This window comes from Agrobacterium sp. NPDC090273 (assembly GCF_044772305.1).
Classification (GTDB): Bacteria; Pseudomonadota; Alphaproteobacteria; order Rhizobiales; family Rhizobiaceae; genus Agrobacterium.
On sequence record NZ_JBIVYN010000003.1, the window covers coordinates 72093 to 96863 of the forward strand.

At 57.4% G+C, this 24771-nt stretch carries 21 protein-coding genes and 1 tRNA gene; 7 read left to right on the forward strand and 15 right to left on the reverse strand.

Going from position 1 to position 24771, the window contains the following annotated elements; all coding sequences use genetic code 11:
* Positions 1-8: 8 nt before the first annotated feature.
* The gene (locus ACIQT8_RS09605; RefSeq protein ID WP_400964899.1) at positions 9-1580 is read right to left on the reverse strand and encodes a Re/Si-specific NAD(P)(+) transhydrogenase subunit alpha; all 1572 of its coding nucleotides are present in this window, start codon (positions 1578-1580) and stop codon (positions 9-11) included.
* Positions 1581-1768: 188 nt separating this feature from the next.
* Positions 1769-3652, reverse strand: a complete 1884-nt coding sequence (locus tag ACIQT8_RS09610) for an MFS transporter (RefSeq protein WP_178340871.1) — start codon at positions 3650-3652, stop codon at positions 1769-1771.
* Between the two features lie 507 nt (positions 3653-4159).
* On the opposite strand from ACIQT8_RS09610, the gene ACIQT8_RS09615 reads away from it, so the two are divergent.
* Both ACIQT8_RS09615 and ACIQT8_RS09620 read left to right on the forward strand, forming a co-directional pair.
* A complete protein-coding gene (locus tag ACIQT8_RS09615) occupies positions 4160-5194 on the forward strand; it encodes an aspartate-semialdehyde dehydrogenase (RefSeq protein WP_400964900.1) in 1035 nt (344 codons plus the stop codon).
* 197 nt (positions 5195-5391) lie between these two features.
* On the forward strand, positions 5392-6207 hold the full coding sequence (locus ACIQT8_RS09620; protein WP_138791325.1) for a lytic transglycosylase domain-containing protein: 816 nt from the start codon (positions 5392-5394) through the stop codon (positions 6205-6207).
* A 24-nt stretch (positions 6208-6231) separates the two neighbouring features.
* On the opposite strand, the gene ACIQT8_RS09625 is transcribed toward ACIQT8_RS09620, so the two are convergent.
* Positions 6232-6873, reverse strand: a complete 642-nt coding sequence (locus ACIQT8_RS09625) for a carbonic anhydrase (RefSeq protein WP_138791324.1) — start codon at positions 6871-6873, stop codon at positions 6232-6234.
* Positions 6874-6945: 72 nt separating this feature from the next.
* A complete protein-coding gene (gene pdxY, locus ACIQT8_RS09630) occupies positions 6946-7821 on the reverse strand; it encodes a pyridoxal kinase PdxY (RefSeq protein WP_400965393.1) in 876 nt (291 codons plus the stop codon).
* A gap of 219 nt (positions 7822-8040) precedes the next feature.
* Here pdxY and ACIQT8_RS09635 point away from each other — a divergent pair, with 219 nt between their 5' ends.
* Positions 8041-9501 carry a phospholipase D-like domain-containing protein gene (locus tag ACIQT8_RS09635; RefSeq protein ID WP_400964901.1) on the forward strand — a complete coding sequence of 487 codons (1461 nt, stop codon included), beginning with the start codon at positions 8041-8043 and terminating at the stop codon, positions 9499-9501.
* Between the two features lie 13 nt (positions 9502-9514).
* Positions 9515-10360, forward strand: a complete 846-nt coding sequence (locus tag ACIQT8_RS09640; RefSeq protein ID WP_262523263.1) for an endonuclease/exonuclease/phosphatase family protein — start codon at positions 9515-9517, stop codon at positions 10358-10360.
* A gap of 35 nt (positions 10361-10395) precedes the next feature.
* Here ACIQT8_RS09640 and ACIQT8_RS09645 read toward each other — a convergent pair whose 3' ends face one another.
* The 4 genes from ACIQT8_RS09645 to ACIQT8_RS09660 form a co-directional block, all read right to left on the reverse strand.
* The gene (locus tag ACIQT8_RS09645) at positions 10396-10599 is read right to left on the reverse strand and encodes a hypothetical protein (protein WP_178340870.1); all 204 of its coding nucleotides are present in this window, start codon (positions 10597-10599) and stop codon (positions 10396-10398) included.
* A gap of 291 nt (positions 10600-10890) precedes the next feature.
* Complete coding sequence (locus ACIQT8_RS09650; RefSeq protein WP_262523262.1) at positions 10891-14085, reverse strand: efflux RND transporter permease subunit; 3195 nt, start codon at positions 14083-14085, stop codon at positions 10891-10893.
* Positions 14086-14210: 125 nt separating this feature from the next.
* The gene (locus ACIQT8_RS09655) at positions 14211-15401 is read right to left on the reverse strand and encodes an efflux RND transporter periplasmic adaptor subunit (protein ID WP_400964902.1); all 1191 of its coding nucleotides are present in this window, start codon (positions 15399-15401) and stop codon (positions 14211-14213) included.
* A gap of 53 nt (positions 15402-15454) precedes the next feature.
* Positions 15455-16252, reverse strand: a complete 798-nt coding sequence (locus ACIQT8_RS09660) for an alpha/beta hydrolase fold domain-containing protein (protein WP_138791318.1) — start codon at positions 16250-16252, stop codon at positions 15455-15457.
* Positions 16253-16393: 141 nt separating this feature from the next.
* Between ACIQT8_RS09660 and ACIQT8_RS09665 the strand changes: the two genes are divergently transcribed.
* On the forward strand, positions 16394-17293 hold the full coding sequence (locus ACIQT8_RS09665; RefSeq protein WP_400964903.1) for a LysR family transcriptional regulator: 900 nt from the start codon (positions 16394-16396) through the stop codon (positions 17291-17293).
* Positions 17294-17298: 5 nt separating this feature from the next.
* Here ACIQT8_RS09665 and ACIQT8_RS09670 read toward each other — a convergent pair whose 3' ends face one another.
* Entirely contained in the window at positions 17299-18198 is a 900-nt protein-coding gene (locus tag ACIQT8_RS09670) for a LysR family transcriptional regulator (RefSeq protein WP_262523261.1), read from the reverse strand.
* A gap of 156 nt (positions 18199-18354) precedes the next feature.
* Between ACIQT8_RS09670 and ACIQT8_RS09675 the strand changes: the two genes are divergently transcribed.
* Both ACIQT8_RS09675 and ACIQT8_RS09680 read left to right on the forward strand, forming a co-directional pair.
* Positions 18355-19536: an MFS transporter gene (locus ACIQT8_RS09675; protein ID WP_400964904.1), complete on the forward strand. Its 1182-nt coding sequence runs from the start codon at positions 18355-18357 to the stop codon at positions 19534-19536.
* 76 nt (positions 19537-19612) lie between these two features.
* Complete coding sequence (locus ACIQT8_RS09680) at positions 19613-20446, forward strand: aldo/keto reductase (protein WP_400964905.1); 834 nt, start codon at positions 19613-19615, stop codon at positions 20444-20446.
* Between the two features lie 124 nt (positions 20447-20570).
* On the opposite strand, the gene ACIQT8_RS09685 is transcribed toward ACIQT8_RS09680, so the two are convergent.
* The 6 genes from ACIQT8_RS09685 to ACIQT8_RS09710 form a co-directional block, all read right to left on the reverse strand.
* Positions 20571-20645 (reverse strand) — tRNA-Gly (locus ACIQT8_RS09685).
* A gap of 290 nt (positions 20646-20935) precedes the next feature.
* Positions 20936-21229, reverse strand: coding sequence for a hypothetical protein (locus ACIQT8_RS09690; protein ID WP_400964906.1), 294 nt, complete (start codon positions 21227-21229; stop codon positions 20936-20938).
* A gap of 162 nt (positions 21230-21391) precedes the next feature.
* A complete protein-coding gene (gene dps / locus ACIQT8_RS09695) occupies positions 21392-22069 on the reverse strand; it encodes a DNA starvation/stationary phase protection protein Dps (protein WP_400964907.1) in 678 nt (225 codons plus the stop codon).
* Complete coding sequence (locus ACIQT8_RS09700) at positions 22066-22824, reverse strand: ABC transporter ATP-binding protein (RefSeq protein ID WP_138791311.1); 759 nt, start codon at positions 22822-22824, stop codon at positions 22066-22068. Before ACIQT8_RS09700 ends, dps begins: the two co-directional genes overlap by 4 nt.
* Positions 22821-23789 carry an iron chelate uptake ABC transporter family permease subunit gene (locus ACIQT8_RS09705; RefSeq protein ID WP_400964908.1) on the reverse strand — a complete coding sequence of 323 codons (969 nt, stop codon included), beginning with the start codon at positions 23787-23789 and terminating at the stop codon, positions 22821-22823. The genes ACIQT8_RS09700 and ACIQT8_RS09705 overlap by 4 nt, the downstream gene beginning before the upstream one ends.
* Positions 23782-24741 carry an ABC transporter permease gene (locus ACIQT8_RS09710; RefSeq protein ID WP_138791410.1) on the reverse strand — a complete coding sequence of 320 codons (960 nt, stop codon included), beginning with the start codon at positions 24739-24741 and terminating at the stop codon, positions 23782-23784. The genes ACIQT8_RS09705 and ACIQT8_RS09710 overlap by 8 nt, the downstream gene beginning before the upstream one ends.
* Positions 24742-24771 lie beyond the last annotated feature (30 nt).

A 24771-nucleotide genomic window follows, 5' to 3' on the forward strand; every position in this document is an offset into this window, starting at 1 on the left:
CGCACGGCTCAGGACTTCTGGAACATGGCGAGCATGCGCCGTGTCACGAGGAAACCGCCGACGATGTTGATCGTGGCGATCAGGACGGAAAGAGCGGCAAGGATGACCACCAACCAGTTGCTGGAGCCGATCTGCAAGAGTGCGCCGAGAATGACGATGCCAGAGATGGCGTTCGTCACGGCCATCAGCGGCGTGTGCAACGAGTGGCTGACATTCCAGATGACCTGGAAACCGATAAAGCAGGCGAGCACAAAAACGATGAAATGGCTCATGAAGCTTGCAGGGGCGTAAACGCCGACGAGAAGCAGGATGGCCGTGCCAACAGCCAAGAGACCAACCTGGCTCTTCGTCTGCGCCTTGAATTCCGCCAGTTCCTTGGCATGCTTTTCCGCCGGCGTCAGCTCCTTGGCTTTTTCCTTCGGTTTCTGTGCGGCAATGGCCTGAATCTTCGGTGGTGGTGGCGGGAAAGTGATATCGCCCTGATAGGTCACGGTTGCGCCGCGAATGACATCATCTTCCATATTATGAACAACCTGACCGTCCTTCGCAGGCGTCAGATCGGTCATCATGTGACGGATGTTGGTAGCGTAGAGCGTCGAAGCCTGCGTCGCCATGCGGCTCGGGAAATCCGTATAACCGATGACGATGACGCCGTTTTCGGACACGACACGCTGGTCGGCAACCGTCAGATCGCAGTTGCCACCACGTTCGGCGGCGAGATCGATGATGACCGAACCCGGCTTCATGGCGGCGACCATGTCCGCCAGCCACAGTTTCGGTGCGTCCCGTCCAGGGATCAGCGCCGTGGTGATGACGATGTCGATCTGCGGAGCAAGCTCGCGGAACTTCTCAAGCTGCTTTTGGCGGAACTCGGGCGAGGAGGGAGCGGCGTAACCGCCAGTAGTTGCACCATCCTGCTGTTCGGCGAAATCGAGATAGACGAACTCGGCGCCCATGGACTCGATCTGCTCGGCCACTTCCGGGCGCACGTCGAAAGCATAGGTGATTGCGCCAAGCGATGTTGCCGTACCGATGGCTGCGAGGCCAGCGACACCTGCGCCAATGACCAGGACCTTGGCCGGGGGAACCTTGCCGGCTGCCGTCACCTGACCGGTGAAGAAGCGACCGAAGTTGTTACCGGCCTCGATCACCGCACGATAACCGGCGATATTGGCCATGGAGGACAGGGCGTCCATCTTCTGGGCGCGGGAAATGCGCGGCACCATGTCCATGGCGATGACATTCGCGCCACTGGCCTTGGCCTGTTCCAGCAGATCCTTGTTCTGGGCGGGATAGAAGAAAGAGATCAGCGTCTTGTCAGCCGACAGCCGCGCAACTTCGCCATTTTCCGGCGGCCGCACTTTTGCGATCACGTCTGACTGTGCATAAAGCGCATCCGCGCTCTCGGCCACGGTCACGCCTGCGGCGCGGTAAGCATCGTCGGTGAAACCGGCGGCTTTGCCCGCACCACTCTCAATCACGCATTCGTAGCCAAGCTTTTGCAATGCCAGGGCGCTGTCGGGCGTCATGCCGACGCGGGCCTCGCCCTCATAAATTTCCTTGGGTGTCCCAATTTTCAAAATCGCTCTCCCTCTGCCGATCAATAGCGCCTCATACCCTATTCCGCGCGCAGTTGTCTCCAAATTGGTGGGCGTCTACCTGCGACGGAATGACCGACCGGGAAAGGTCACTTTCGGTACGGTTCGTACGGTGGCAACAAAAAACCCGGCAGTTTTGCCGGGTTTTTCGATTTTCTGTTCGAGCTCGATCAATCCATCGCGTGGATGTCGCGATCCTTGGTTTCCGGCAGGAACAGCAGGCCAATGACCAGCGTGATGCCTGCGAAGATGATCGGATACCAGAGGCCGTAGTAGATATCGCCCTTGGCCGCGCTCATGGCGAATGCGGTTGCCGGCAGAAGGCCACCGAACCAGCCGTTGCCGATGTGGTAGGGCAGCGACATGCCAGAGTAGCGGATACGGGTCGGGAACAATTCTACCAGCAATGCGGCAATCGGGCCGTAGACCATGGTCACATAGATCACGAGCACGGTCAGCACCGCGATAATGACCACCCAGTTGACGCTCGCCGGGTCGGCAACCATCGAGAAGGTCCCACCATTGGCAATCGTAAAGACCGCCATTTCGGCCGCACCACCAGTTTCGGCTGCAGTCAGCAGCTTGTCGGCTACCAGCTTGTCCGTGGCGACCATTTTCCTTTCGGTGGCGCGAACGGCGTCGGCGTTGAGGCCGAGTTCCGGATTGGCGGCAATGAAGGCGTCCAGCTTGGCTTCCGGCACCTGGGCAGCACCGCGGACCAGCGGATAACCACCGTCATGCAGGGCAATGTTCACCTGCTTCTGGAAGGCCCTGTCCTTGGCAGCGGCATCTGCACCGGCTGCGATTGCGTCAAAGCTGGTGATGGTGGCATCGCCGATCTTGACGGTTGCCGGCTGGCCCGCCGGTCCTGCAACGACGTCATAAGGGACGGAATTGCGTGTCAGGAACGATGTGGCGATATCGCAGGACGTGGTGAACTTTGCCGTTCCGGTCGGGTTGAACTGGAACCGGCAGTCTCCCGGTGCGGCCGTTACAGTGGCGCGAACGGTTGCCTGCGCTTCCGCCAGTGCCGGATTACCTGCCCAGGTCAGTGCCTTGAACAGCGGGAAGTAGGTCAGCATCGCCAGGATGAGGCCGGCCATGATGATCGGCTTGCGACCGATCTTGTCGGACAGCCAGCCGAAGATCACGAAGAAGCTGGTGCCGAGGATAAGGGCTGCTGCGACCATGATGTTGGCCGATTGCCCGTCCACCTTCAGGATGCTCTGCAGGAAGAACAGTGCGTAGAACTGGCCTGTGTACCAGACGACAGCCTGACCGACGACGGCGCCGAGCAGGGCGATGATGGCGATCTTGGCATTTTTCCACTGGCCGAAAGCTTCGCTAAGCGGCGCCTTGGAGGTTTTGCCTTCTTCTTTCATCTTCTTGAAGGCAGGGGATTCGTTCATTTTCAGACGAATCCAGACCGAGACGCCAAGCAGAATGACTGACAGCAGGAACGGGATGCGCCAGCCCCAGGCAGCAAAGGCTTCGCGGCCAAGTGCGAACTGTACGCCGAGAATGACCACCAGCGAGAGGAACAGGCCGAGTGTTGCTGTCGTCTGAATCCACGAGGTGTAATAGCCGCGGCGGCCGTTGGGGGCGTGTTCGGCCACGTAGGTCGCCGCACCGCCATATTCGCCGCCGAGCGCCAGGCCCTGCAGCATGCGCAGAATGATGAGGATGATGGGGGCTGCAATGCCGATCTGCGAGGCACCGGGCAGGATGCCGACCACAAAGGTCGAGAAGCCCATGATGAGAATGGTAATGAGGAAGGTGTATTTGCGGCCGACGATATCGCCCAGACGACCGAACACCAGTGCACCGAACGGGCGTACGAGGAAGCCGGCGGCAAAGGCAAGCAGCGCGAAGATGTTACGGGTTGTTTCCGGATACTGGCTGAAGAAGTTCGCGCCGATATAGATTGCGAGCGAACCGTACAGATAGAAATCATACCACTCGAAGACTGTTCCAAGAGAAGAGGCGAAGATCACCTTCTTCTCTTCACCCGTCATGGGACGGGCGGAGCCGCTGACGGCTGCAACGTTTGCCATTGTCTGTCCTCCACAGATGTCAAATGAGCGTACCGCCGGAACCCGTCTCTCTCCTCCGAGTCCCCCCTAGAAGGCGCAGTACGCAGACAGGTAGAGTGACAGAAAATTAACCCAAGATAGAGAGATGCTTTGGGATTATGACTTTAGTCTAATGTTTCCTTTGCGGAAATGTCGCGGCGAGCCGCGTTCGAGGTCTCGTGCGAACGCCTGGCACGTGCCTTTGCGCTTGACAGAAACAAGAAACCTTCTAATAGCTGTGCCCGAAGAAGGAGCACGACCTTGAGCAGACATGTCGCATACATGAATGTCATGGAAGGACCGGCACAATCAGCCGGCGATCAACCGCGCTTTTCTCATTCCATCCGAATTACGGCCAAAACGACGATTAAAACCGTCTGACGTCTCTGGCCACCGCTCTCTCCCCGGTTTGGCTGGGGATCAAGGAAGCCGCGGGTTTTGCGGGTTCCCCCTCACCAAAAAGAGGAGAGATAGAAAGAGAGCTTGATCATGGGTTTTAAAGTTGCAATCGCAGGCGCCACCGGCAATGTCGGTCGCGAAATGCTTAACATCCTCGCAGAACGTGGTTTCCCGGCCGATGAGGTCGTGGCGCTCGCTTCGGCCCGCTCGCAGGGTACGGAAGTGTCTTATGGCGATCGGACGTTGAAGGTTTCCAACATGGAAAACTACGACTTCTCCGATACCGATATCTGCCTGATGTCGGCTGGCGGCGACGTTTCGAAGAAGTGGTCCCCGAAGATCGGCCAGCAGGGTTGCGTCGTAATCGACAACTCCTCCGCATGGCGTTACGATTCCGAGGTTCCGTTGATCGTTCCGGAAGTCAACCCGGATGCGGTTGAAGGCTTCACGAAGAAGAACATCATCGCAAACCCGAATTGCTCCACAGCCCAGCTCGTTGTCGCGCTGAAGCCGTTGCACGACGTTGCCAAGATCAAGCGCGTTGTCGTCTCCACCTACCAGTCGGTTTCCGGCGCTGGCAAGGAAGGCATGGACGAACTGTTCCAGCAGACCCGTGCGGTTTTCGTAGCCGATCCGGTTGAAGCGAAGAAGTTCACCAAGCGTATCGCCTTCAACGTCATTCCGCACATCGACGTCTTCATGGAAGACGGATATACGAAGGAAGAGTGGAAGGTTCTCGCCGAAACGAAGAAGATGCTCGATCCGAAGATCAAGGTAACCTGCACGGCCGTGCGCGTACCTGTCTTCATCGGCCATTCTGAATCGGTCAACATCGAGTTCGAAAACGAGATCACTGCCGATCAGGCGCGTGATATCCTGCGCGAAGCGCCTGGTTGCCTTGTCATCGACAAGCACGAAAACGGTGGTTACATCACTCCGGTCGAATCCGCTGGTGAAGATGCGACCTACATCTCGCGTATCCGCGAAGACGCGACGGTTGAGAATGGCCTGAACCTGTGGGTTGTTTCCGACAACCTGCGCAAGGGTGCAGCTCTCAATGCTATCCAGATCGCCGAGCTGTTGGTAAACCGTGGTCTCATCAAGCCCCGCAAGGCGGCTGCCTGATACCATTTTGTAAGGTTTGTTAAGTATAACCCGCTTGTTCTGTGTGGAGGACGGGCGGGTTTTCTCAAATTTGGGTCATCACGGCCAGTTTATTTGCAGGCTCATTCGCCGAAAGGCAATTTGATGCCACAGTTCTCGATAACAGAGACGTTTTTTCTTGGGACTGTTTCCCAAAAGGATATCGAAGGCAGATTTTGATGCGGGTTATGAAGGCAATCCTGGCCGGTACGGCCATGGTTTCGGTTTTGGTCGCGACGCCGGTTCTGGCTGCGCAGTGTGGTAACACCTCGGCCGGGTTCGGGGCATGGGTTGGCGCGTTCAAGCAGGAAGCGGTGGGCCGTGGCGTCAGCGCCTCCGTGCTCGACCGTGCCTTTGCCGGTGTTTCCTACAATCAGGCGACTATTCGCGCGGACCGCGGACAGCATAGCTTCAAACTGTCTTTCGACCAGTTCATGCAGAAGCGTGGTGGCCAGGCGATCATTTCGCGCGGCAAGACGATGAAGAAGAACAATGCTGCATTGTTCGCATCGATCGAAAAAGCCTACGGCGTTCCTGCTGGTCCTCTCCTGGCAATCTGGGGCATGGAAACCGGTTTTGGCGGCTTCATGGGCAACCAGCACACACTGTCTGCCGTTGCGACGCTCTCCTACGACTGCCGTCGTTCTGACTACTTCACCGAGCAGCTCTATGCTGCCCTCAAGCTGGTGGGTAACGGCTCCCTGAATGTCAACGCCAAGGGCGCAGCTCACGGCGAGATCGGCCAGACGCAGTTCCTGCCGCTCAACGTCGTACGTTACGGTGTGGATTTTGACCGCGACGGCCGCGTCGATCTGGTTGGCTCGCGCGCCGATGCATTGGCGTCGACGGCAAACTTCCTGGTCGGTCACGGCTGGCAGCGCGGTGCGGGTTACCAGCAGGGCCAGACGAACTTCGCCGCCATTCAGGGCTGGAACGCTGCCAGCGTTTACCAGCAGGCAATTGCCTTCATCGGCAAGGCGATCGACGGCCAGTAATCCCGGCCGTCAACCTCTTTTCAATCAAAGTTCCGGGCGGCGAAAGTCGCCCGTTTTGTTATCCATCACCCACAATTCGCCGGTCGAAATGTCGAACCAGGCGCCGTGCAGCTTGACCTTGCCGGCTGTTTCCTGCGCTTTCACAAACGGGAACGCACGAAGGTTGGCGATGGAATTGCGGATGGAAACGCGCTCCAGTGCCGTCTGCCGCTCGGAAGGGGTCATGACGTCATTGCTCTGGATCTGTTCGGCGGCCGATTTGACCAAATTCATCCATTTGCCGATGAAGTCGCCGGGCGACAACGGTTCCAGATTGGGGTCTAAGGCTGCCTGAATGCCACCGCATCGGCCATGGCCCATGACCACGATGTCCTTCACCTTCAGCACCTGCACGGCATATTCGATTGCCGCAGACGTCGCGTGATACTGACCATCCGGCTCGAAGGGCGGCACCATGTTGGCGACGTTTCTGACGACAAAAAGCTCGCCCGGTCCGCAATCGAAAATCGTTTCCGGTGCAGAACGGGAGTCGCAACAGGCAATGAACAGGGTTTGCGGCTTCTGGCCTGTTTCCGCCAGAACGCGATATCGTTCGCGCTCGTCGGCGTAGCGACCGGCCATGAAGTTCTTGTAACCGTTCAGAAGGTTTTCTGGAAAATCTTTCATGATATCGCAGTACCGTTATGCTGGACCGGATCGCGAAACGAGCCCGGTGCGTTGAAGACCATCCTCCGGGCGCTATTTGCGCCTGCTGCGTGAAGGATGCAAGAGATGACGCGTTTGTACCATGGCCATTGGCGTGGAAAGGCTGGCGGAATCGGTTTCAAGCGTCAATTCGTTCATGTCGCGTTTTTTGGTTCTGGCGAGGACTTCAAAGACGCTAGCTGTCGCCAGTTGCAGCGCCTTTTCGTCATCCATGCCTTCCAATAGCCGGGCAAGGAAAAGGGCCGATATCAGATCGCCCAGGCCGTTCGGCGCATCCTCGATGGCACGGTGTTCGGCAAGGAGTGCGTGTTTGCCGCTGAGGTAGAGATTGCCGGTGCCGCTAGCCATCATCGGCACTGCCGAGGTCACGAGCATCTTCGACGGACCGAGTGCCAGTGCCGCATCCATGATCGCGTTGTTGGTCTCGAGTTCTGCGCCGCTCATCCAGGCGAGTTCGTACCGATTGGGGGTTGCGAGTGTTGCCAATGGGATGAGTTCGTCGCGGATGGCCGCGGCCGTCTCCTCGGGAATGTAGAGGCCGCCCTTGTCGCCCATCACCGGATCGCAGGCATAGACGAGTGCGGGGTTCTTTTCCTTGAGGTTGCGGATCATGCGGGCAACGGAACGGACCTGTGATGCACTTCCGAAGTAGCCGGTCAAGACGGCCTTGACCTCGCCAACCCACTTCGCGTTTTCGAGGTCGGTCATGGCCTTGTCGAAATCATCGTCCTGAAATCTCATCCGGGTGGAGGGGCCGTGGCCGGGATGCCAGGGCATGACAATGGTCGGGACAGCCCATACCGGAAAGCCCAGCGTTTCCAGAGCGAAGACGGCGGCACGGTTGCCGACCGATCCGCGCATCACATGGCTGGAAATAACGATGACAGCGCCCTGGGTATTTTCCTGCATCACGGCCTTGCTTTCAAACGCTGCTGGCATGCGCGACTGCTTTCGGCCGCGTTGCCCGAAGATCAAGATGCGCTCTCATGACATATCGCCTCTCCAGTTTCCACCGCTAATCCCGCAAGGGTTTATCCCGTAAAAGCATGGCAATGAAAGTCCGGCGCCAGTTTCGCCTGTCATGCACGCTGGCATTGCGGGATCGGCGAACTGCACTATAGTTCGATCATGCTCGATTTGATTGTCGCCTACTGGCCGCATATTCTCGCTGTTCTTTCAGTCCTGATGGGGACCGTGGCGGCCGTGCACGCCACCATGACCAAGGAAGAGGTTCGCTCGGCGCTCGGCTGGGTGGGTGTTATCGTGCTGTCGCCGATTGTCGGAGCCGTGATCTACGCAATTGCCGGCATCAACCGTATCCGCCGCTCGAACCTCACGCAGCAGCGTTCCTTCATGCAGGACGAGATCATGGATCGGGTGGCGCAGTTCGATGCCACCGGCCAGATGATTGCCGAACGTTTCGGGCGCCGTTTCGAGGCAATGAAGACGTTGGGCGACAGGGTGACGCGTCATGCTCTGACAACCGGAAACAGTATAGAAACACTTGTCACTGGCGACGAAGCCTATGCGCACATGCTCGACGCGATCGAGCAGGCGAGACGCTCGGTCATTCTGGAGACCTACATTTTCGACAATGACAGGATTGGTGCTCGCTTTGTCGAGGCTCTGGAAAGGGCAAAGTCGCGCGGGGTCGAGGTACGCGTTCTCGTCGACGCCGTCGGCGCCCGCTATTCGGTGCCCAGTATTCTGCCAACGCTACGGGACAAGGGCATCGCGGCGGATGTCTTCAATGGTAACGTCATCATGGGGCTTCGTTTGCCTTATGCCAATCTGCGTACGCACCGAAAGATCCTCGTGGTAGATGGCAGTATCGCGTTCAGCGGTGGAATGAACATTCGCGAGGGATTTACCTCCGAGTTCGCCGGGGAACATCAGGCGCAGGACAGGCACTTCAAAATCACCGGTCCAGTGGTTGCCGATTTCTTTTCGATTGCGGCAGAGGACTGGCGCTTCACCACTGGCGAGTTGCTGGACGTTCCCATGTGGGACCCGGCAATTCCCCTGAGCACGCCGGGCTCGCAGCTTGTCGCACGTGTTTCTTCGTCAGGTCCGGACAAGAGCATCGAGACGAACCACAAGATGCTGATGGGTGCCTTTTCTATCGCGCGATCGTCCATTCTCATCATGTCGCCCTATTTTCTCCCGGATCGAGAGCTTATTTCGGCGATCACGACTGCAGCGAGGCGTGGCGTTCTGGTGGATATCGTCGTCCCGAAAAGCAATAATCTCGTGCTGGTGGACCGTGCCATGACAGCGCAGTTCGACCAGATGCTGAAGAATTATTGCCGCATCTGGCGAGCGACAGGGGCGTTCAACCATTCCAAGCTCGTAGTGATCGACGAGTGCTGGGCTTACGTCGGTTCGTCCAATCTCGATCCACGCTCGTTGCGGCTGAACTTTGAAATCGATCTTGAAGTGATGGACAGGGACTTTGCGGGACAAACGGCTCAATACATCAGAAAGGTGCGGGATAATGCCGTTCCGGTGCGATTGGCCGAACTAATGGCGCGGCCATTCGTTGTCCGTTTGGGGGAGCGCGTCCTGTGGCTTGCCTCGCCTTACCTCTGACCGGAAAGACAGCATGAAACGAAAAGATGTGCCTGAAGATGCAGAGATGAAGGTGGCGAAGAACACAGGCTTGCCGGCCTTCGTGATCAAATCGCTGCGTGAACGCAAGAAACGGTTGGCGCCATCTCTTGTGACCAAAAATCATGCCTTTCCTGTCATCGCATCCTACAATGTTCACAAATGCGTCGGGCGGGATCGAAAGTTTGACCCTGAGAGAACGAGCCGCGTCATTCAGGAAATTGGCGCCGATATCATTGCGCTTCAGGAAGCAGATAGCCGGTTTGGCGAGCGTACCGGCCTTCTCGATCTCGCACGGCTGGAGCGCGAGAGTGGCCTTGTTCCGGTGCCGGTTCAGGCGGGTGTGAAAGCTCACGGTTGGCACGGCAATGTCGTGCTGTTTCGCGAAGGCGCAGTGCGTGACGTCCATACGCTGAAACTGCCGGGATTGGAGCCACGGGGAGCCTTGGTGGTGGAACTCGACCTGAAGCACGGCGGTACCCTGCGGGTTATCGCGGCGCATTTCGGCCTGTTGCGGCATTCACGTGCCCGGCAGGCACAAGCTCTTCTGGGGTTGCTTGAAGAGCGTGATGAATACCCGACTGTTTTGATGGGCGACCTTAACGAATGGCGGCTCGGCAACGGTTCGTCGCTGAACACGTTGCGGGACGCGTTCGGCGGAATGCCGCCGGCGGTCCCGAGTTTTCCGTCCAATCTGCCGGTTCTGGCGCTCGACAGGATCATTGCCAACCGAGCGGGACTGGTGGAGCAGGTAGAGGCGCATGACAGTGCCCTGGCAAGAATTGCCTCAGACCACCTGCCGCTAAAAGCCGCGATCAGGACCGATTTGCTGGCAGGCTGAACGCTGCTTTCCAGAGATCAGCGATCTATCGCAAGTCACACGCCCGGCACTGCCGCAGTGTGGCCGTGCAAGCGTGCTTCAAGCAATGACTGGCGTATAGCTTCCATCAACCGGTGCCGGTTGCTTCTGGTTTTTCCCTTGTCCAGATTTTGTGCGGAAAGGGCGAGATCCAGACCTTCATGCATTACGATCGAATAGGCGACGGACGTCGCCCAGCTTTCGTAGTCGTGCTCCATCATGCAGCTCCTGAACCAAATCATTCAGTTCGAATCATGGACGTGAGGCTAACATAAATTTCAAGTATAAACAAAGATGTACATCGAGAATTACATGGTGTCGTCTGGATCTATTCTGGTTATCTTGATTTTCCTCCCCGGTCTTTGTTCGTTGTTTTCGTCTAAGCAGTTGAAATAGATTCTATTTTAGAGAAACGGGTTGTTTTAATAGAAAAAATGCCACGCATGCTGAGATGCGTGGCATTTCGCAGACACAGCAACATGGCTGCGCCAGGCGGTGGCTCTTGGTCGGTGTCAGCCTGCCTTTTCGAGCTTGTAGTCCGAATTGGCTGCCTCTTCCTGCTTGTGCTGAACCAGCGGTCGGTTACCCGCAAGCTTGCGGATCAGCACATAGAACACCGGCGTCATGAAGATGCCGAAGAACGTTACCCCGATCATGCCGGAGAACACGGCGACACCCATGGCTGCACGCATTTCTGCGCCCGCGCCGGTCGAGACCACCAAGGGAACGACACCCATGATGAAGGCCAGCGAGGTCATCAGGATCGGGCGAAGGCGCAGACGGCTTGCCTCGATGGCGGCGGCAATCGGCTTCCTGCCTTCGAACTCCAGTTCTCGGGCGAACTCCACGATCAGGATCGCGTTTTTCGCCGAAAGTCCGACAAGGACAACGAGGCCTATCTGGGTGAAGATGTTGTTGTCTCCACCTGTCAGCCAGACGCCCGTCAGCGCCGCCAGAACACCCATTGGCACGATCATGATGATGGCGATCGGCAATGTCAGGCTTTCATATTGCGCTGCCAGCACAAGATAGACGAGGAGCAGGGCAAGCGGGAAAACGATGATGCTCGAATTGCCGGCGAGGATCTGCTGGTAGGTCAGGTCCGTCCACTCGAAGTCGATGCCGGGAGGCAGCGTTTCATTGAGGATTTTTTCCATTGCGGCCTGTGCCTGACCGGACGAGAAGCCGGGGGCAGGGCCACCATTGATGTCGGCCGCAAGGAAGCCGTTGTAGCGGTTCGTGCGTTCCGGACCTGTCGTTGCATCAACTTTCAGCAGCGTGGACAGAGGAATCATCTGACCCGTTGCCGAACGAACCTTCAGTCGTCCGATGTCTTCCGCATGGGCGCGGAATTGGGCGTCTGCCTGCACCCGCACGCTGTAGGTGCGGCCGAAGGCGTTGAAGTCGTTGACATAGAGTGACCCCAGATAGATCTGCAGCGTCTGGAAAACATCCGTCACCGAGACGCCAAGCTGTTCCGCCTTTGCGCGGTCGAGGTCGGCATAGAGCTGCGGGACATTGATCTGGTAACTGGAGAAGATGCCAGCCAGTTCCGGTGTCTGATAGGCCTTGGCAATAACCGCCTTGGTGGCTTCGTCAAGCGCCTGGTAGCCGTAACCGGCACGGTCCTCGATCTGCAGCTTGAAGCCGCCGGTCGTGCCGAGACCGTTGACCGGTGGCGGCGGGAACATGGCGATGAAGGCGTCCTGAATACCAGCGAATTTCTGGTTCAGTTGCAGGGCGATGGCGTTACCGGAAAGCTCCGGTGTCTTGCGCTTTTCGAAGTCGTCGAGAACCGCAAAGACGATGCCCGAGTTGGAGCCGATGGTGAAGCCGTTGATCGACAGGCCGGGGAAGGCGATGGCGTTGCTGACGCCGGGCGTTTCCATGGCGATATCGCTCATGCGCTTGATGACATCTTCCGTCCGGTCGAGTGTCGCGCCATCAGGGAGCTGGGCGAAACCGATCAGATACTGTTTGTCCTGACCGGGGACGAAGCCGCTCGGAACCGTCGAGAACATGCTGTAGGTCGCGCCAACCAGGGCGAGGTAAACCAGCATGACAAGGCTCTTGCGCGATACCAGTCCGCCGACAGTCCGGCCGTAACCGTTGGAGGCGGCGCCGAAGGCGCGGTTAAAGCCACGGAAGAACCAGCCGAAGATCTTGTCCATGCCGCGCGTCAGCCAGTCCTTGGGTGCGCCGTGCTCCTTGAGCAACAGTGCCGCAAGGGCGGGAGAAAGCGTCAGCGAGTTGATGGCCGAAATCACCGTCGAGATGGCGATGGTCAAGGCGAACTGCCGATAGAACTGGCCCGACAGACCCGAAATGAAGGCCAATGGCACGAACACGGCGACCAGCACCAGCGCAATGGCGATAATAGGCCCGGAAACTTCGCGCATCGCCTTATAGGTCGCGTCGCGCGGAGATAGACCATTCTCGATGTTTCGCTCGACGTTCTCCACCACCACGATCGCATCATCCACCACAATGCCGATCGCCAGCACAAGGCCGAACAATGTCAGCGCGTTGATCGAGAAACCGAACGCGTACATCACACCGAAAGTGCCGATGATCGATACCGGAACGGCGATCAATGGAATGATCGATGCGCGCCATGTCTGCAGGAAGATGATGACAACGAGTACAACGAGGCCAACGGCCTCGAGGAGTGTGTCGACAACCTTCTCGATGGAAGAACGTACGAATTTTGTCGTGTCGTAGACGATTTCGAACTTCACACCGTCCGGCATCGCCAGTTGCAGATTGTCCATGGTTGCACGGACATTGTCGGCGATTTCAATGGCGTTGGAACCGGGTGCCTGAAGGACGGCCACGGCCACGGCAGGCTTGCCATCGAGCAGAGAGCGCAGGGTATAATCAGCCGCACCTAGTTCGATGCGCGCGACGTCGCGCAGACGGGTGATTTCACCGTTGGCACCGCTCTTGACGATGATGTTGCCGAATTCTTCAGGCGTGGTCAGGCGGCCCTGCGCATTGACGTTCAATTGCAGATCGACGCCGTTAGGACTTGGCGAAGCGCCAATGATACCGGCTGCGGCCTGAACGTTCTGCTGACGGATCGCATCAGAGACGTCGCTGGCGGCGAGATCATGTTCGGCAACCTTTTGCGGATCGAGCCAGACGCGCATGGAATAGTCACCGGCGCCGAAGACCTGCACCTGGCCGACGCCTTCGATGCGGGCAAGACGGTCCTTGACGTTCAACGTCGCATAGTTGCGCAGATAGGTGATGTCGTAGGCGTCGGTTGTGGAGACGAGGTTGACGACCATGATGAAGTCTGGCGAACTTTTCACCGTGGTGATGCCGAGCGCGCGGACTTCCGAAGGCAGGCGTGGTTCTGCCTGCGAAACGCGGTTCTGCACCAGTTGCTGCGCCTTGTCCGGGTCGGTACCGAGCTTGAAGGTAACGGTCAGCGTCAAGACGCCATCCGACGTTGCCTGGCTCGACATGTAGAGCATGTCCTCGACGCCGTTGATCTGCTCTTCAAGCGGTGTCGCCACCGTTTCAGCAATGACTTTCGGGTTAGCGCCCGGATAGGTCGCGCGTACGACGACGGATGGAGGAACGACTTCCGGATACTCGGAAATCGGCAGGGCGCGCATGCCGAGCAGGCCCGCCACCACAATCAGCACCGACAGAACGGCGGCAAACACCGGTCGGTCGACAAAAAATCTGGAGATGTTCATTTCAAAGCCCTCTCCGGGGTGAAAATCTGGAATGCAAAGCCCTATTCCGGTAGCGCGGTGCTACCAGTTTCAGGGCATTTTCTGTTGGGAGGCGGCGGCTCGCGAATGCGAGCCGCCTTTATGACTTACTGGGTCGCCGCGACCTTTTCTTCCGACTGCGGTGCGACCGTCGCGCCGGGGCGAATGCGCTGCAGACCATTGACGACGATCGTGTCGCCGGCACTGAGGCCGCTTTCGACGATCCGCAGACCGTCGGCCGAAGCGCCGGGCTTGATCTGGCGGTAGCTGACCTTGTTCTCGCCATCGACGATGAACACGAACTTCTTGTCCTGGTCGGTGCCGATCGCCCGATCGCTGATAACGATGCGGTTTTCTGGTTTCGGTTCGCCCATTCTCACCCGAACGAACTGGCCGGGAATGAGCCTGCCGTCAGGGTTTTCGAAGACGGCCCGTACACCAATGGTGCCGCTTGCGGAATCGACCTGGTTGTCGATCAGATGCAGGGTGCCCTTGATCGGGGTGCCTTCATCCGAAAGCGTGCCGATCTCTACCGGGATCTGCTCGAGAGCGGGCAGGGCGCCATCTGTCTTCGGCAGTTCGGATAGTGCTCGTGCGACGGTTCCTTCGCTGGCGTTGAAGCTGGCGTAGATCGGGTTGACTGACACCAGTGTCGTCAGCGCTGCTGAGGTGGAGCCGGCAGCCACGAGATTGCCTGCGGTGATTTCGATCTTGCCGACGCGACCGGAGACCGGTGCACGAATTTCGGTGTAGCCAAGGTCGAGTTGGGCCGTGGTCAGGGCGGCGCGGGCAGCACGAAGCTGGGCTTCTGCGTCAGCGAACGAGCTTTGCCGTTGATCAAGGTCACTTTGCGAGATGGTGCGGTTGTCAGAAAGACGACGACCGCGATCCAGCTCTGTTCTTGCGAGGCTGACCTTGGCTTCTGCCGAGGCAACCTGTGCCTCTGCACCGGCGACGGCGGCTTCAAAAGGGGCCTGGTCGATGGTGAAAAGCGCATCGCCCTCCTTCACCAGCGCGCCTTCACGGAAGTGAACGGCCTTGATTTGACCGGCAACGCGAGAGCGGATCTGTACCCGGTCGACAGCTTCGAGGCGGCCGGAGAATTCCTCCCAGCGCATCACGTTGCGGCTTTCGACGGTCGCAACCGTCACCGGCACCGCAGGCGGTGCTTCGGGCGAAGACGCAGCCGTTGCATCGCGGCTGGTAGGCAGGTCGAATATGAGGGCTGCCGCAGCAACAGAGACAGCAAGTCCTATACCGGCGCCCGTCAGGGCGCGGCGCTTCGTGTTCAGCGTCATGGGTTTCTCCTTGGCTCGAACTCAGAGCCGATCGAATTTTGAATAAATACGCTTCAGTGTTTCAGATCCTGGACGAAGCTCGTGAATTCCGAACAGACGGACGAAACCCATCTGCCTCCCTCTCCACGATAGAGCCCTGTCCAGCCGGTTCCGGCGGGGAAGACATGCTGCCGGACGCCGACGCCCGATGACACAAGCCTTTCCGCATAACCGATTGTTTCGTCGCGAAGGGGATCATCCTCCGCGGTGAATATCAGTGCAGGTGCGACACGGTTGAGACGTGTGCACTGGCATGGTGCGGCGTAGGGGTGGAAAAAGCCGCACGCCTTGGCAAGGTAGTGGCTCCATCCATCCGCCCAACGCTGGCGCATGCCGATCTTGTCCGCGTCGCGAAAAGATTCCGTCGTCATCATCGGGTCGATCATTGGCGACAAAAGAATCTGTCCGGCAAGCTTGCCGGGCATCCGGTCCCGCGCTTTCAGCGCAAGTCCGGCGGCGACGTTGCCACCGGCTTCTTCGCCGGCGACGAACAGCAGCGATTTCGCGCTGCCATAATGCTTGCGGTCCCTGCTGACCTGATCGAGCGCTTCAAAGGCGCAATCAATCACCAGCGGGAACTCGTTGCCCGAAGGCTTGCTGTAGTCCGCCTCCACCACAATGGCACCGCTTTCCGCAAGTGCGCGTGCGACTGGAAGTTCCGGCCGATCCGCATCCGTTTCTAGAAACGAACCGCCTCTGAGATAAAGCACCACCGGTGGCGTGCGGCACAGGTTGGCGCTTTCATAACGTCGAGCGAGAAGGGGCTGTCTGGCCGCCTGGCCGCACCCTAATGTCTCCCATCGCATCGCCATGACACCAATTCCTGGACCGGCAGAAACCAGATCCTGTTGCAAAACCTGAAATGCATATTATTGTTCGGCTCAGATCGATCAAGTATGCCAACTTGAATTCACTGTTCCAAAAACACGAATAATCGAGCGTCTGAGAGAATTATGGATCAACTTTCGGCCATGCGCGTTTTCACGCGTGTTGTGGAAACCGGCAATTTCAGCCGTGCCGCGACGGCATTGAGCATGCCCAAAACCACCGTTACCAACATGGTGCAGGCGCTGGAGGCGCACCTGCAGACCACGCTTCTCAACCGTACGACACGACGCGTCATGTTGACGACGGATGGGGCGCTTTATTACGAGCGTGCTGCGCAAATTCTGTCGGAAATTGAAGAGCTTGATGGAAGCATGTCCAGTGCGCAGGTGCAACCGTCCGGGCGCTTGCGGGTAGAAATGGCAGGTGTCTTCGCAGATCTTCTCGTTATTCCGAATCTGTGCGATTTTTATCAGCGTTACCCACATATTCGCATCGATCTTGGCGTCGGTGATCGCCTCGTCGATTACCTTGCCGAAAACGTCGACTGCGCGCTGCGGGTGGGAACGCTACGCGACCAGTCCCTGATTGCCAGAAAAGTAGGCGAGCTCAAATTCGAGACCTTTGCTGCCCCGTTCTACATCGAAAATTTCGGCATGCCGCAGACGCCGGAGGATCTTGAAAACGATCATTATTCGGTCGGTTACCTGAATGCCACGACCGGCCAGATCATGCCGATGTCGCTGGATAACGGTGTCCGTAGCGTCGAAGTGACGCCGCGTTACGTCGTGTCGGTCAACGACAGCCGTAGTTATCTCAATGCTGCACTGGCGGGCATGGGCGTGATCCAGCTTCCTCTTTTCATGGTCAAGGAGGCTTTGGAGAAGGGGGAACTGGTGCGGGTCTTCCCGGAGTGGCGTTGTGAGGCAATGCCGATCTACGTCGTCTACCCGCAAACCCGACATGTCACAAACAAGGTTCGCGTTTTTGTCGACTGGTTGGCAAAGCTGGTTCACAACAACATCTGATCTGACTACGCCGCGACCTTATCCGCAACAAAATCGATGAAAGCACGTACGCGCGCAGCCAGGTGCTCGTGGCCAGCATAGACCGCATGGATAACTTCAAGGTCCTGCGGATTATAGTCTTCGAGAACAGGTACCAGCAGTCCAGCATCGATATCCGGTCGCACGTGGAATTCTCCAACCCTTCCAAGGCCAAAGCCCGAGAGGCAGAGGCGGCGCATAGCCATGCCACTATTGACCGATGCGTTGCCGGAAACAGGCAGTCGATAAACCTCATCCGTGTCGGGGTTCCTGAACGGCCATTCGTTGAGGTTGCGATTGAAGTTGAAGCTGAAGCAGTTATGGCGGGCCAGATCCTGTGGCTTTGCCGGTGCGCCATATTTTTCGAGATAGGCGGGGGAGGCGACGATCATCCGTCGGACCTCCAGGAGTTTTCTGGCCTTGAGTGCAGAGTCCTCCATCGCACCTGAGCGTATCGCAATATCGGTCCGCTCTTCGATCAGGCTGATGACACCATCCGTCAGCGAAATATCCAGTTCCACCTCCGGATAAAGCGAGAGAAACTCCGGTGCGAGCGGCAACAGATAGCGTTCGCCAAAGCCCAGCGTGGCATTCACCCGCAAAAGGCCACGAGGCACCACCTTGCCACCGTTTGCGACGATCTGCTCCGTCTCTCTTATGTCGGCCAGAATGCGCCTTGCTCTGCCGAGATAGATTTCGCCCTCTGGTGTCAGGGTCACAAGGCGCGTCGAGCGCTGAAGCAGGCGTGTGCCAAGCCGGTCTTCGATGCGTGTGACGAGTTTGCTGACGGCAGAAGGGGAAAGCCCAAGTCTGCGTCCGGCTGAGGAGAAGCTTCCCAGCTCTGCGGCTGTCGCAAAGACTTCCATTTCTCCAGCGCGGTTGTCCATGACTGTTCACCTATGAATTCAATTCCAAGGTATTTATCCATTCTTGCTGATTATCACGCAAGTCCTCTTCCCTCATATTGCGCCCATCAATCGTTCCAACAGACAGCGCGGCTGTCTTCAGCGCTCTCGATATCGGTCGAGGGAAGGGAATTCGTCATGCCTTTGGCTATTTTTGCTTTGACGATCGCGGCCTATGCGATCGGTACTACAGAATTCGTGATCGTCGGGTTGTTGCCGACGGTTGCGACAGATCTCAACATAACCTTGCCGCTGGCCGGCCTTATCGTCAGCGTTTATGCACTTGGTGTTACGTTCGGCGCTCCGGTTTTGACCGCGCTGACGGGCCGGATCGAAAGAAAGCCGTTGTTGCTTGGACTGATGGCCCTGTTCATCGTCGGCAACACGTTGGCGGCTCTGTCATCCAGCTACGAGTTTCTGCTCATTGCCCGTGTTCTCGCCGCTTTCGCTCACGGTGTCTTCTTCTCCGTCGGTTCTACCATCGCGGCTGACCTCGTCCCCGAGAATCGACGTGCCTCTGCGATCGCCATGATGTTCATGGGCCTGACCGTCGCGATCGTTACCGGCGTGCCGCTCGGCACCTATATCGGCCAGGTCTTCGGCTGGCGTGCCACTTTCTGGGCTGTTTCGGCCCTTGGCGTCATCGCTTTTGCCGGCATCGCAGCCCTGTTGCCGAACACGTTGAAAAAGGCGCCGCCTGCGAGCCTTCTCGATCAGGTTCGGGTTCTCGGTTCCGGTCGTCTGCTGATTGTTTTCGCCATGACGGCTTTTGGTTACGGCGGGACGTTCGTTGCCTTCACCTTCCTGGCGCCGATCCTGCAGCAGATTACCGGTTTCTCTGAGTCCAGTGTCAGCCTGATCCTCGTGCTTTATGGTATCGCCATCGCAGCGGGCAACATCGGTGGTGGCAAGATTGCCAACCATAATCCGGTCAAAGCTTTGATTGGTCTGTTTCTGGCGCAGGCGATCGTCCTCCTGGTGTTTTCCTTCACGGCCGTATCGCCGATCCTGACACTTGTTACACTTGCCGCGCTTGGCTTCCTGTCCTTTGCCAATGTTCCCGGCCTGCAGCTCTATGTCGTGCAGCTTGCCAAGGAACATCGTCCCGGTGCGGTTGATGTGGCTTCGGCACTCAACATTGCCGCCTTCAATCTCGGTATTGCGATTGGTGCCTGGCTCGGCGGTCTTGTGGTCGAATCTCCACTTGGCCTTGGTGCGACCCCGTGGATCGGCGCGATCCTCGTTGCTTTCGCCCTGCTGCTGACAATCTGGAGCAGTGCTCTCGACCGTCGCGCGGCTCCGGTCCTGAAAGCTGCCTGAACCCGTACCCAACATCATCAATCTCAACACAACCGTCGCGGCGCAAACTGCCGCGACCATCTCCAGGAGCAAGCTCATGCATACAGTCACCGCAAATGGCGCAGCTATTCCGGCACTCGGTTTTGGAACCTTCCGCATTCCGGGCGCCGATGTTCTCAGGATCGTTCCGCACGCACTGAAGGCCGGTTTTCGTCACGTGGATACCGCTCAGATTTATGGCAACGAGGCCGAGGTCGGCGAGGCGATTTCCGGCTCCGGCATAGTTCGCGGCGATATTTTCCTGACGACCAAGGTCTGGGTCGAAAACTACAAACACGATGCCTTTATAGCGTCGGTGGATGAGAGCCTGACGAAGCTGAAAACAGACTATGTTGATCTGCTTCTTCTGCATTGGCCGAATGAGGCCATTTCGCTTGCCGAACAGATCGGCGCTCTGAATGCGGTGAAAGAGGCAGGGAAAGTCCGTCATATCGGTGTTTCAAATTTTACCACAGCATTGATGGCCGAAGCTGTTGCTCTGTCGAGCGCGCCGCTTGTCACCAATCAGATCGAATACCATCCGTATCTTAATCAGGATGCGGTGATTGCAGCGGCACATCAGGCCGGCCTGTCGATTACCGGTTACTTTGCCATGGCGGACGGAAAGGTTTTCAATGAACCGGTTCTGAGGGATATCGCCTCCCGGCATGGCAAGTCTGTGGCGCAGGTGGTGTTGCGCTGGCTTGTGCAACAGGACGGTGTGATCGCGCTGTCCAAGACGATCACTGAAGCCCGCTTGGCTGAAAATGCCGCGATCTTCGACTTCGCTCTCTCGACTGAAGATATGGCTGCCATCCATGGCCTAGCCACGTCTGAAGGCCGCATCGTTTCGCCCGACGGCCTTGCACCTGCCTGGGACAAGGCAGCCTAGTCTGGCAAATGTGGAGGGAGGGGCGTCTGCCCCTTCCGCCATCCGATAATGACCGGCAGGGAAACATCCATGCCGAAGGCGTGTCTACGGCATTGAATTCTTTGATATTTAATCTGGGAGAATTTGGAGCGGGCGAAGGGATTTGAACCCTCGACCCCAACCTTGGCAAGGTTGTGCTCTACCCCTGAGCTACACCCGCTCATAAGCCAACGGTCCGGGGTAGTAAGCTGAACCGTGGGTCACCAGTGTTGCGGCGACGGGTGCTATATCGCTCAATCGATTTTGGAATGCAACACTTTCTTTTGCAGATTTATCGGAAATTCTCATCTGATTGTCGCATTGGAGCGCTATCGTTTTGATGTGGGGAAATCGAAAAATCACCCATTTACATTTGGTTAAAATCTGATTCGACAAGTGATTCGTTCGGGTGTACAAATTTCCTGTCCACGAAAAAATCAAAAACAAACTTGTTGAACGATACTTGGCATGTCATCGGGAGGATGAGCCTTGTCGTATGCGGCTTTTCAAAGAGTTGGCGCGCAGTTGTCGCCAGAGCAGATTACCGATCTGCAGAACATTTTCGATGGCGTATGTTTTGAGTGCCTTGAAGATCGTAGCAGTCATGTCGCCAATGAGTGCGCGGCGGTACTCATCCGCAGCGCGCAGCGCGGTATTCTCGACCATGAGATGCTGCGGGATATCGGCCTTGCCATATTGCGGCGACATTAGCGGTATGCGTCCTGTCGGTCGCTGAATAACGCTCCGACATTGCAGATCAACCATTGTTCTCTCCGGAAATCGATTTCGATTTTCGGCAATGATGTGTTGACGATCATTTCAGATTACGAGTTCACGCGAGCGTATCTCTGCAGTGTGTCGAATGAAAAACGCCCGGTTTTGTCCGGGCGTTTTGGTGTCTGGATAATGTCTTGCCCAGGATGTGGTTCAGTTTTTTTCCTGAACATGCGCCTCGAGGAACCACAGCGCCTTGTCGAGATCGCGCGAGGCGGCAGTGAAGATATCGGCTGTGGTGGGATCGCCGGCCTCGTCGGAATCGTCGATTGCCTTGCGTATCATGTTCGCCACGTCGCCATAACGATCGATCAGTGCGCCCAGATGGTCGTGGATTGCATAAATGTCAGTTGGATAGGCTTTGAGCGCTGTAGCAGATGAAACGGACTGAAGACTGCCAAGCGCAGTGCCGCCAAGCTGCACGACCCTTTCAGCGATGGTATCGCCATGATCGTCGAGTTGCGTGCGGAAACCGTCGAGAAGTTCGTGAACGGCGATGAATTGCGGTCCCTTGAGGTTCCAGTGCGCCTGCTTTGTCGCCAGCGCCAGGTCGATCACCGAAGCGAGCGATTCGTTGAGAATGCCGATCACGGTCGACTTTGCATTAGAGGGCAGGTCGTTCTTCGTCTTGTGCGTCTTCATCGATGTCTCCTGAAGGGTGCGGACGGAATGCCGCTTTGGAAATCTTCGGTTTTCTGGAAAGGGGAGGCAAAGATAGGGCGTCTTCGCTCTGTGTCCCCTTCCTGTTCTTTCAACTAACGCTCCGGCTTGCGCCGCGTTCCACCCGAAACGGTGGTCATTCCAGAATTCCTTACGATAGCGATGTGTCACGCATAGAACAGGCAAATGCGCTGGCCGTCCATCTCCTTCACATCGATATCCATGTCGTAGATTTCCCGCAAAACCTCTGGCCGGATAATATCTTCAACGCTGCCGTGGCGATTGATATGGCCGTCGCGCATCGCGATGATGTGGTCGGAGTACCAGGAGGCGAAGTTGATGTCGTGCAGCACCACAACGACAGTCTTCTTCAGCTCGTCTGCCGCCTTGCGCATGATCTTCATCATGCTTGAGGCATGTTTCATGTCGAGGTTGTTCAGCGGCTCGTCCAAGAGCACGTAATCCGTATCCTGGCACAGAACCATGGCCACGAATGCGCGCTGACGTTGGCCACCGGAGAGTTCGTCAAGAAATCGATCGGCGAGGGATTCGAGATGCAGATAATCGAGTGCCCTGTCGATGTGTACCTTGTCCTCAACGGTGGGTCTGCCCTTGGAATAAGGATAACGGCCGAAGCCGACGAGATCGCGAACAGTCAATCTGGAGGAAATGTGATTGTCCTGGCGCAGGATGGAGAGACGCCTTGCCAGTGTGTCCGACGGCGTTTTTGTGACGTCGAGCCCGTCTACGGTCACCGTTCCCTTGTCCATCGACATCAACCGCGCGACGATCGATAGAAGCGTGGATTTTCCTGCCCCGTTCGGTCCGATTATGGAGGTGACGCCACCGGCCGGAATGGAAATGGAAACGTCGTTGACGACAACGGTGCCGCCATAGGCTTTGCTGACCGCGTTTGCGATGATCATCGCGCACCCCGCTTGAGAATAAGTCCGATGAAAACGATGCCGCCCAGAAACTCGATGATGATGGAGAGTGCGGTGTCAAAGGCGAAAAGCCGCTCCAGCACCACCTGACCACCGACGAGGCAGATAATGGCGATCAGGATTGCCGCAGGCAGCACATGGGCGTGTTTGCCGCTCCCCGTCAAATAGTGTGCAAGTGCTGCGACGAGCAGGCCGAAGAACATGACCGGGCCGACAAGGGCGGTAGAAACCGCAATCAGAACCGATACGAGCACCAGGATGATCGTGACGGTGCGTTTGTAATCAACCCCGAGGCTGATGGCCGCGGCGCGTCCAAGGGAGAGAACATCAAATGTGTGCATCAGGCGTAGGCCGATCACCGTCACCGCGCCGATGATGACGGCGGAAATGGCGAGAAGCGTCGGATCGATGGAATTGAAGCTGGCAAACAGCGAATCCTGCAGAACGGCGAATTCATTCGGATCGAGCACTCTTTGCATAAAGCCCGAAAGGCTTCGGAAGAACACACCAAAGACAATGCCGACCAGCACGAGAAGGTGCAGGCTGCGTTCGGCACCTATGAACAGCCAGCGATATAGCAACGCGGAAAAGGTGACGAGCAGGGCGGTTTCTGCCAGAAACTTGATCTGCGGATCGATCATCACCACCGTGGCGGAGGTGAAAACGAAGATCAACGCCGTTTGCACCAGCACGTAAAGGGAATCGAACCCCATGACGGAGGGTGTCAGGATGCGGTTGTTTGTGACCGTCTGGAACAATACCGTTGAAACGGCGATGGCGTAAGCGACCATCAACAGCGCCCAGAGCTTTACCCCACGAAATGCCAGCACGAAGCTCCAGCTTCCTTTCGCACCAAGTGTCATGAAGGCGGCAGCGGAGATCAATGCAAGCGCCAGCAAGATCAGAAGGACGATGCGTGCTCGTGTATCGGGTTTCCTCTCAGACATGGCGACGCTTCCGCAATAGCAGATAGAGGAACATGGCACTCCCGATCACACCGACCACCGTACCGATCGGAATTTCATAGGGCGCCCGGATTGTTCTGCCAATGATGTCGCAGACAAGGACGAAGATTGCGCCAAGCGTCGCAACCCACGGAACCGAGCGGCGCATGTTGTCGCCAATCATCATGCTCACGACGTTGGGAACGATCAGGCCGAGGAACGGGATCATGCCGACTGTTACGACCACCACAGCGCTGACAAGCGAAACGATGGTCAGTCCCAGTGTCATGACGCGCCGGTAGTTAAGGCCGAGGTTGGTGGTAAAGTCGCGTCCCATGCCCGCCACTGTGAAGCGATCAGCGGCAAGATAGGCCGCGATGGCGAAAACGAAACCGACCCACAGCAATTCGTATCGGCCGCGTAAAACGCCGGAAAAATCCCCGGTCATCCATGCGCCGAGTGATTGCAAAAGATCAAAACGATAGGCGAAGAAGGTGGTGATGGCGGAAATGACTCCGCCCAGCATGATGCCGATCAAGGGCACCAGCAAAACATCGCGCAACGGCACCTGTCTTAAAATTCTGAGGAAAAGCGCTGTACCGGCCAGAGCGAAGGCTGCTGCGACAAGCATCTTGCCGAAGATCGGGGTTTCCGGCGCCAACATGGTAACCACCAGAAGGCCGAGGCTCGCCGATTCCGCCGTGCCGGCTGTCGAGGGTTCGACGAAACGGTTGCGCACAAGCATCTGCATGATGAGACCGGTGATCGCCATCGAGCTTCCGGCAAGGATAAGGGCAAGCGTGCGTGGAATGCGGCTGACCAGCAATACCAGCATCGCACGGGCTTCTGTCTCCGACGACATCAGCGCCGTGATCGACACGTCGCTGACACCAACGAAAAGGCTGGTGACGGCAAGGCCGAATGTGGCGAGAAGGGCGAGTGCCAGATATTTCAAAGCGGGTCTCTGATGCACGGCAGGCTCCAG

Bases quoted from the DNA above. Each gene is read 5' to 3' on its own strand.
- ACIQT8_RS09610 (WP_178340871.1), bottom strand. From the start codon at position 3,652: ATGGCAAACGTTGCAGCCGTCAGCGGCTCCGCCCGTCCCATGACGGGT.
- ACIQT8_RS09615 (WP_400964900.1), top strand. From the start codon at position 4,160: ATGGGTTTTAAAGTTGCAATCGCAGGCGCCACCGGCAATGTCGGTCGC.
- ACIQT8_RS09620 (WP_138791325.1), top strand. From the start codon at position 5,392: ATGCGGGTTATGAAGGCAATCCTGGCCGGTACGGCCATGGTTTCGGTT.
- ACIQT8_RS09625 (WP_138791324.1), bottom strand. From the start codon at position 6,873: ATGAAAGATTTTCCAGAAAACCTTCTGAACGGTTACAAGAACTTCATG.
- pdxY (WP_400965393.1), bottom strand. From the start codon at position 7,821: ATGCAGGAAAATACCCAGGGCGCTGTCATCGTTATTTCCAGCCATGTG.
- ACIQT8_RS09635 (WP_400964901.1), top strand. From the start codon at position 8,041: ATGCTCGATTTGATTGTCGCCTACTGGCCGCATATTCTCGCTGTTCTT.
- ACIQT8_RS09640 (WP_262523263.1), top strand. From the start codon at position 9,515: ATGAAACGAAAAGATGTGCCTGAAGATGCAGAGATGAAGGTGGCGAAG.
- ACIQT8_RS09645 (WP_178340870.1), bottom strand. From the start codon at position 10,599: ATGATGGAGCACGACTACGAAAGCTGGGCGACGTCCGTCGCCTATTCG.
- ACIQT8_RS09650 (WP_262523262.1), bottom strand. From the start codon at position 14,085: ATGAACATCTCCAGATTTTTTGTCGACCGACCGGTGTTTGCCGCCGTT.
- ACIQT8_RS09655 (WP_400964902.1), bottom strand. From the start codon at position 15,401: ATGACGCTGAACACGAAGCGCCGCGCCCTGACGGGCGCCGGTATAGGA.
- ACIQT8_RS09660 (WP_138791318.1), bottom strand. From the start codon at position 16,252: ATGGCGATGCGATGGGAGACATTAGGGTGCGGCCAGGCGGCCAGACAG.
- ACIQT8_RS09665 (WP_400964903.1), top strand. From the start codon at position 16,394: ATGGATCAACTTTCGGCCATGCGCGTTTTCACGCGTGTTGTGGAAACC.
- ACIQT8_RS09670 (WP_262523261.1), bottom strand. From the start codon at position 18,198: ATGGACAACCGCGCTGGAGAAATGGAAGTCTTTGCGACAGCCGCAGAG.
- ACIQT8_RS09675 (WP_400964904.1), top strand. From the start codon at position 18,355: ATGCCTTTGGCTATTTTTGCTTTGACGATCGCGGCCTATGCGATCGGT.
- ACIQT8_RS09680 (WP_400964905.1), top strand. From the start codon at position 19,613: ATGCATACAGTCACCGCAAATGGCGCAGCTATTCCGGCACTCGGTTTT.
- ACIQT8_RS09690 (WP_400964906.1), bottom strand. From the start codon at position 21,229: ATGGTTGATCTGCAATGTCGGAGCGTTATTCAGCGACCGACAGGACGC.
- ACIQT8_RS09700 (WP_138791311.1), bottom strand. From the start codon at position 22,824: ATGATCATCGCAAACGCGGTCAGCAAAGCCTATGGCGGCACCGTTGTC.
- ACIQT8_RS09705 (WP_400964908.1), bottom strand. From the start codon at position 23,789: ATGTCTGAGAGGAAACCCGATACACGAGCACGCATCGTCCTTCTGATC.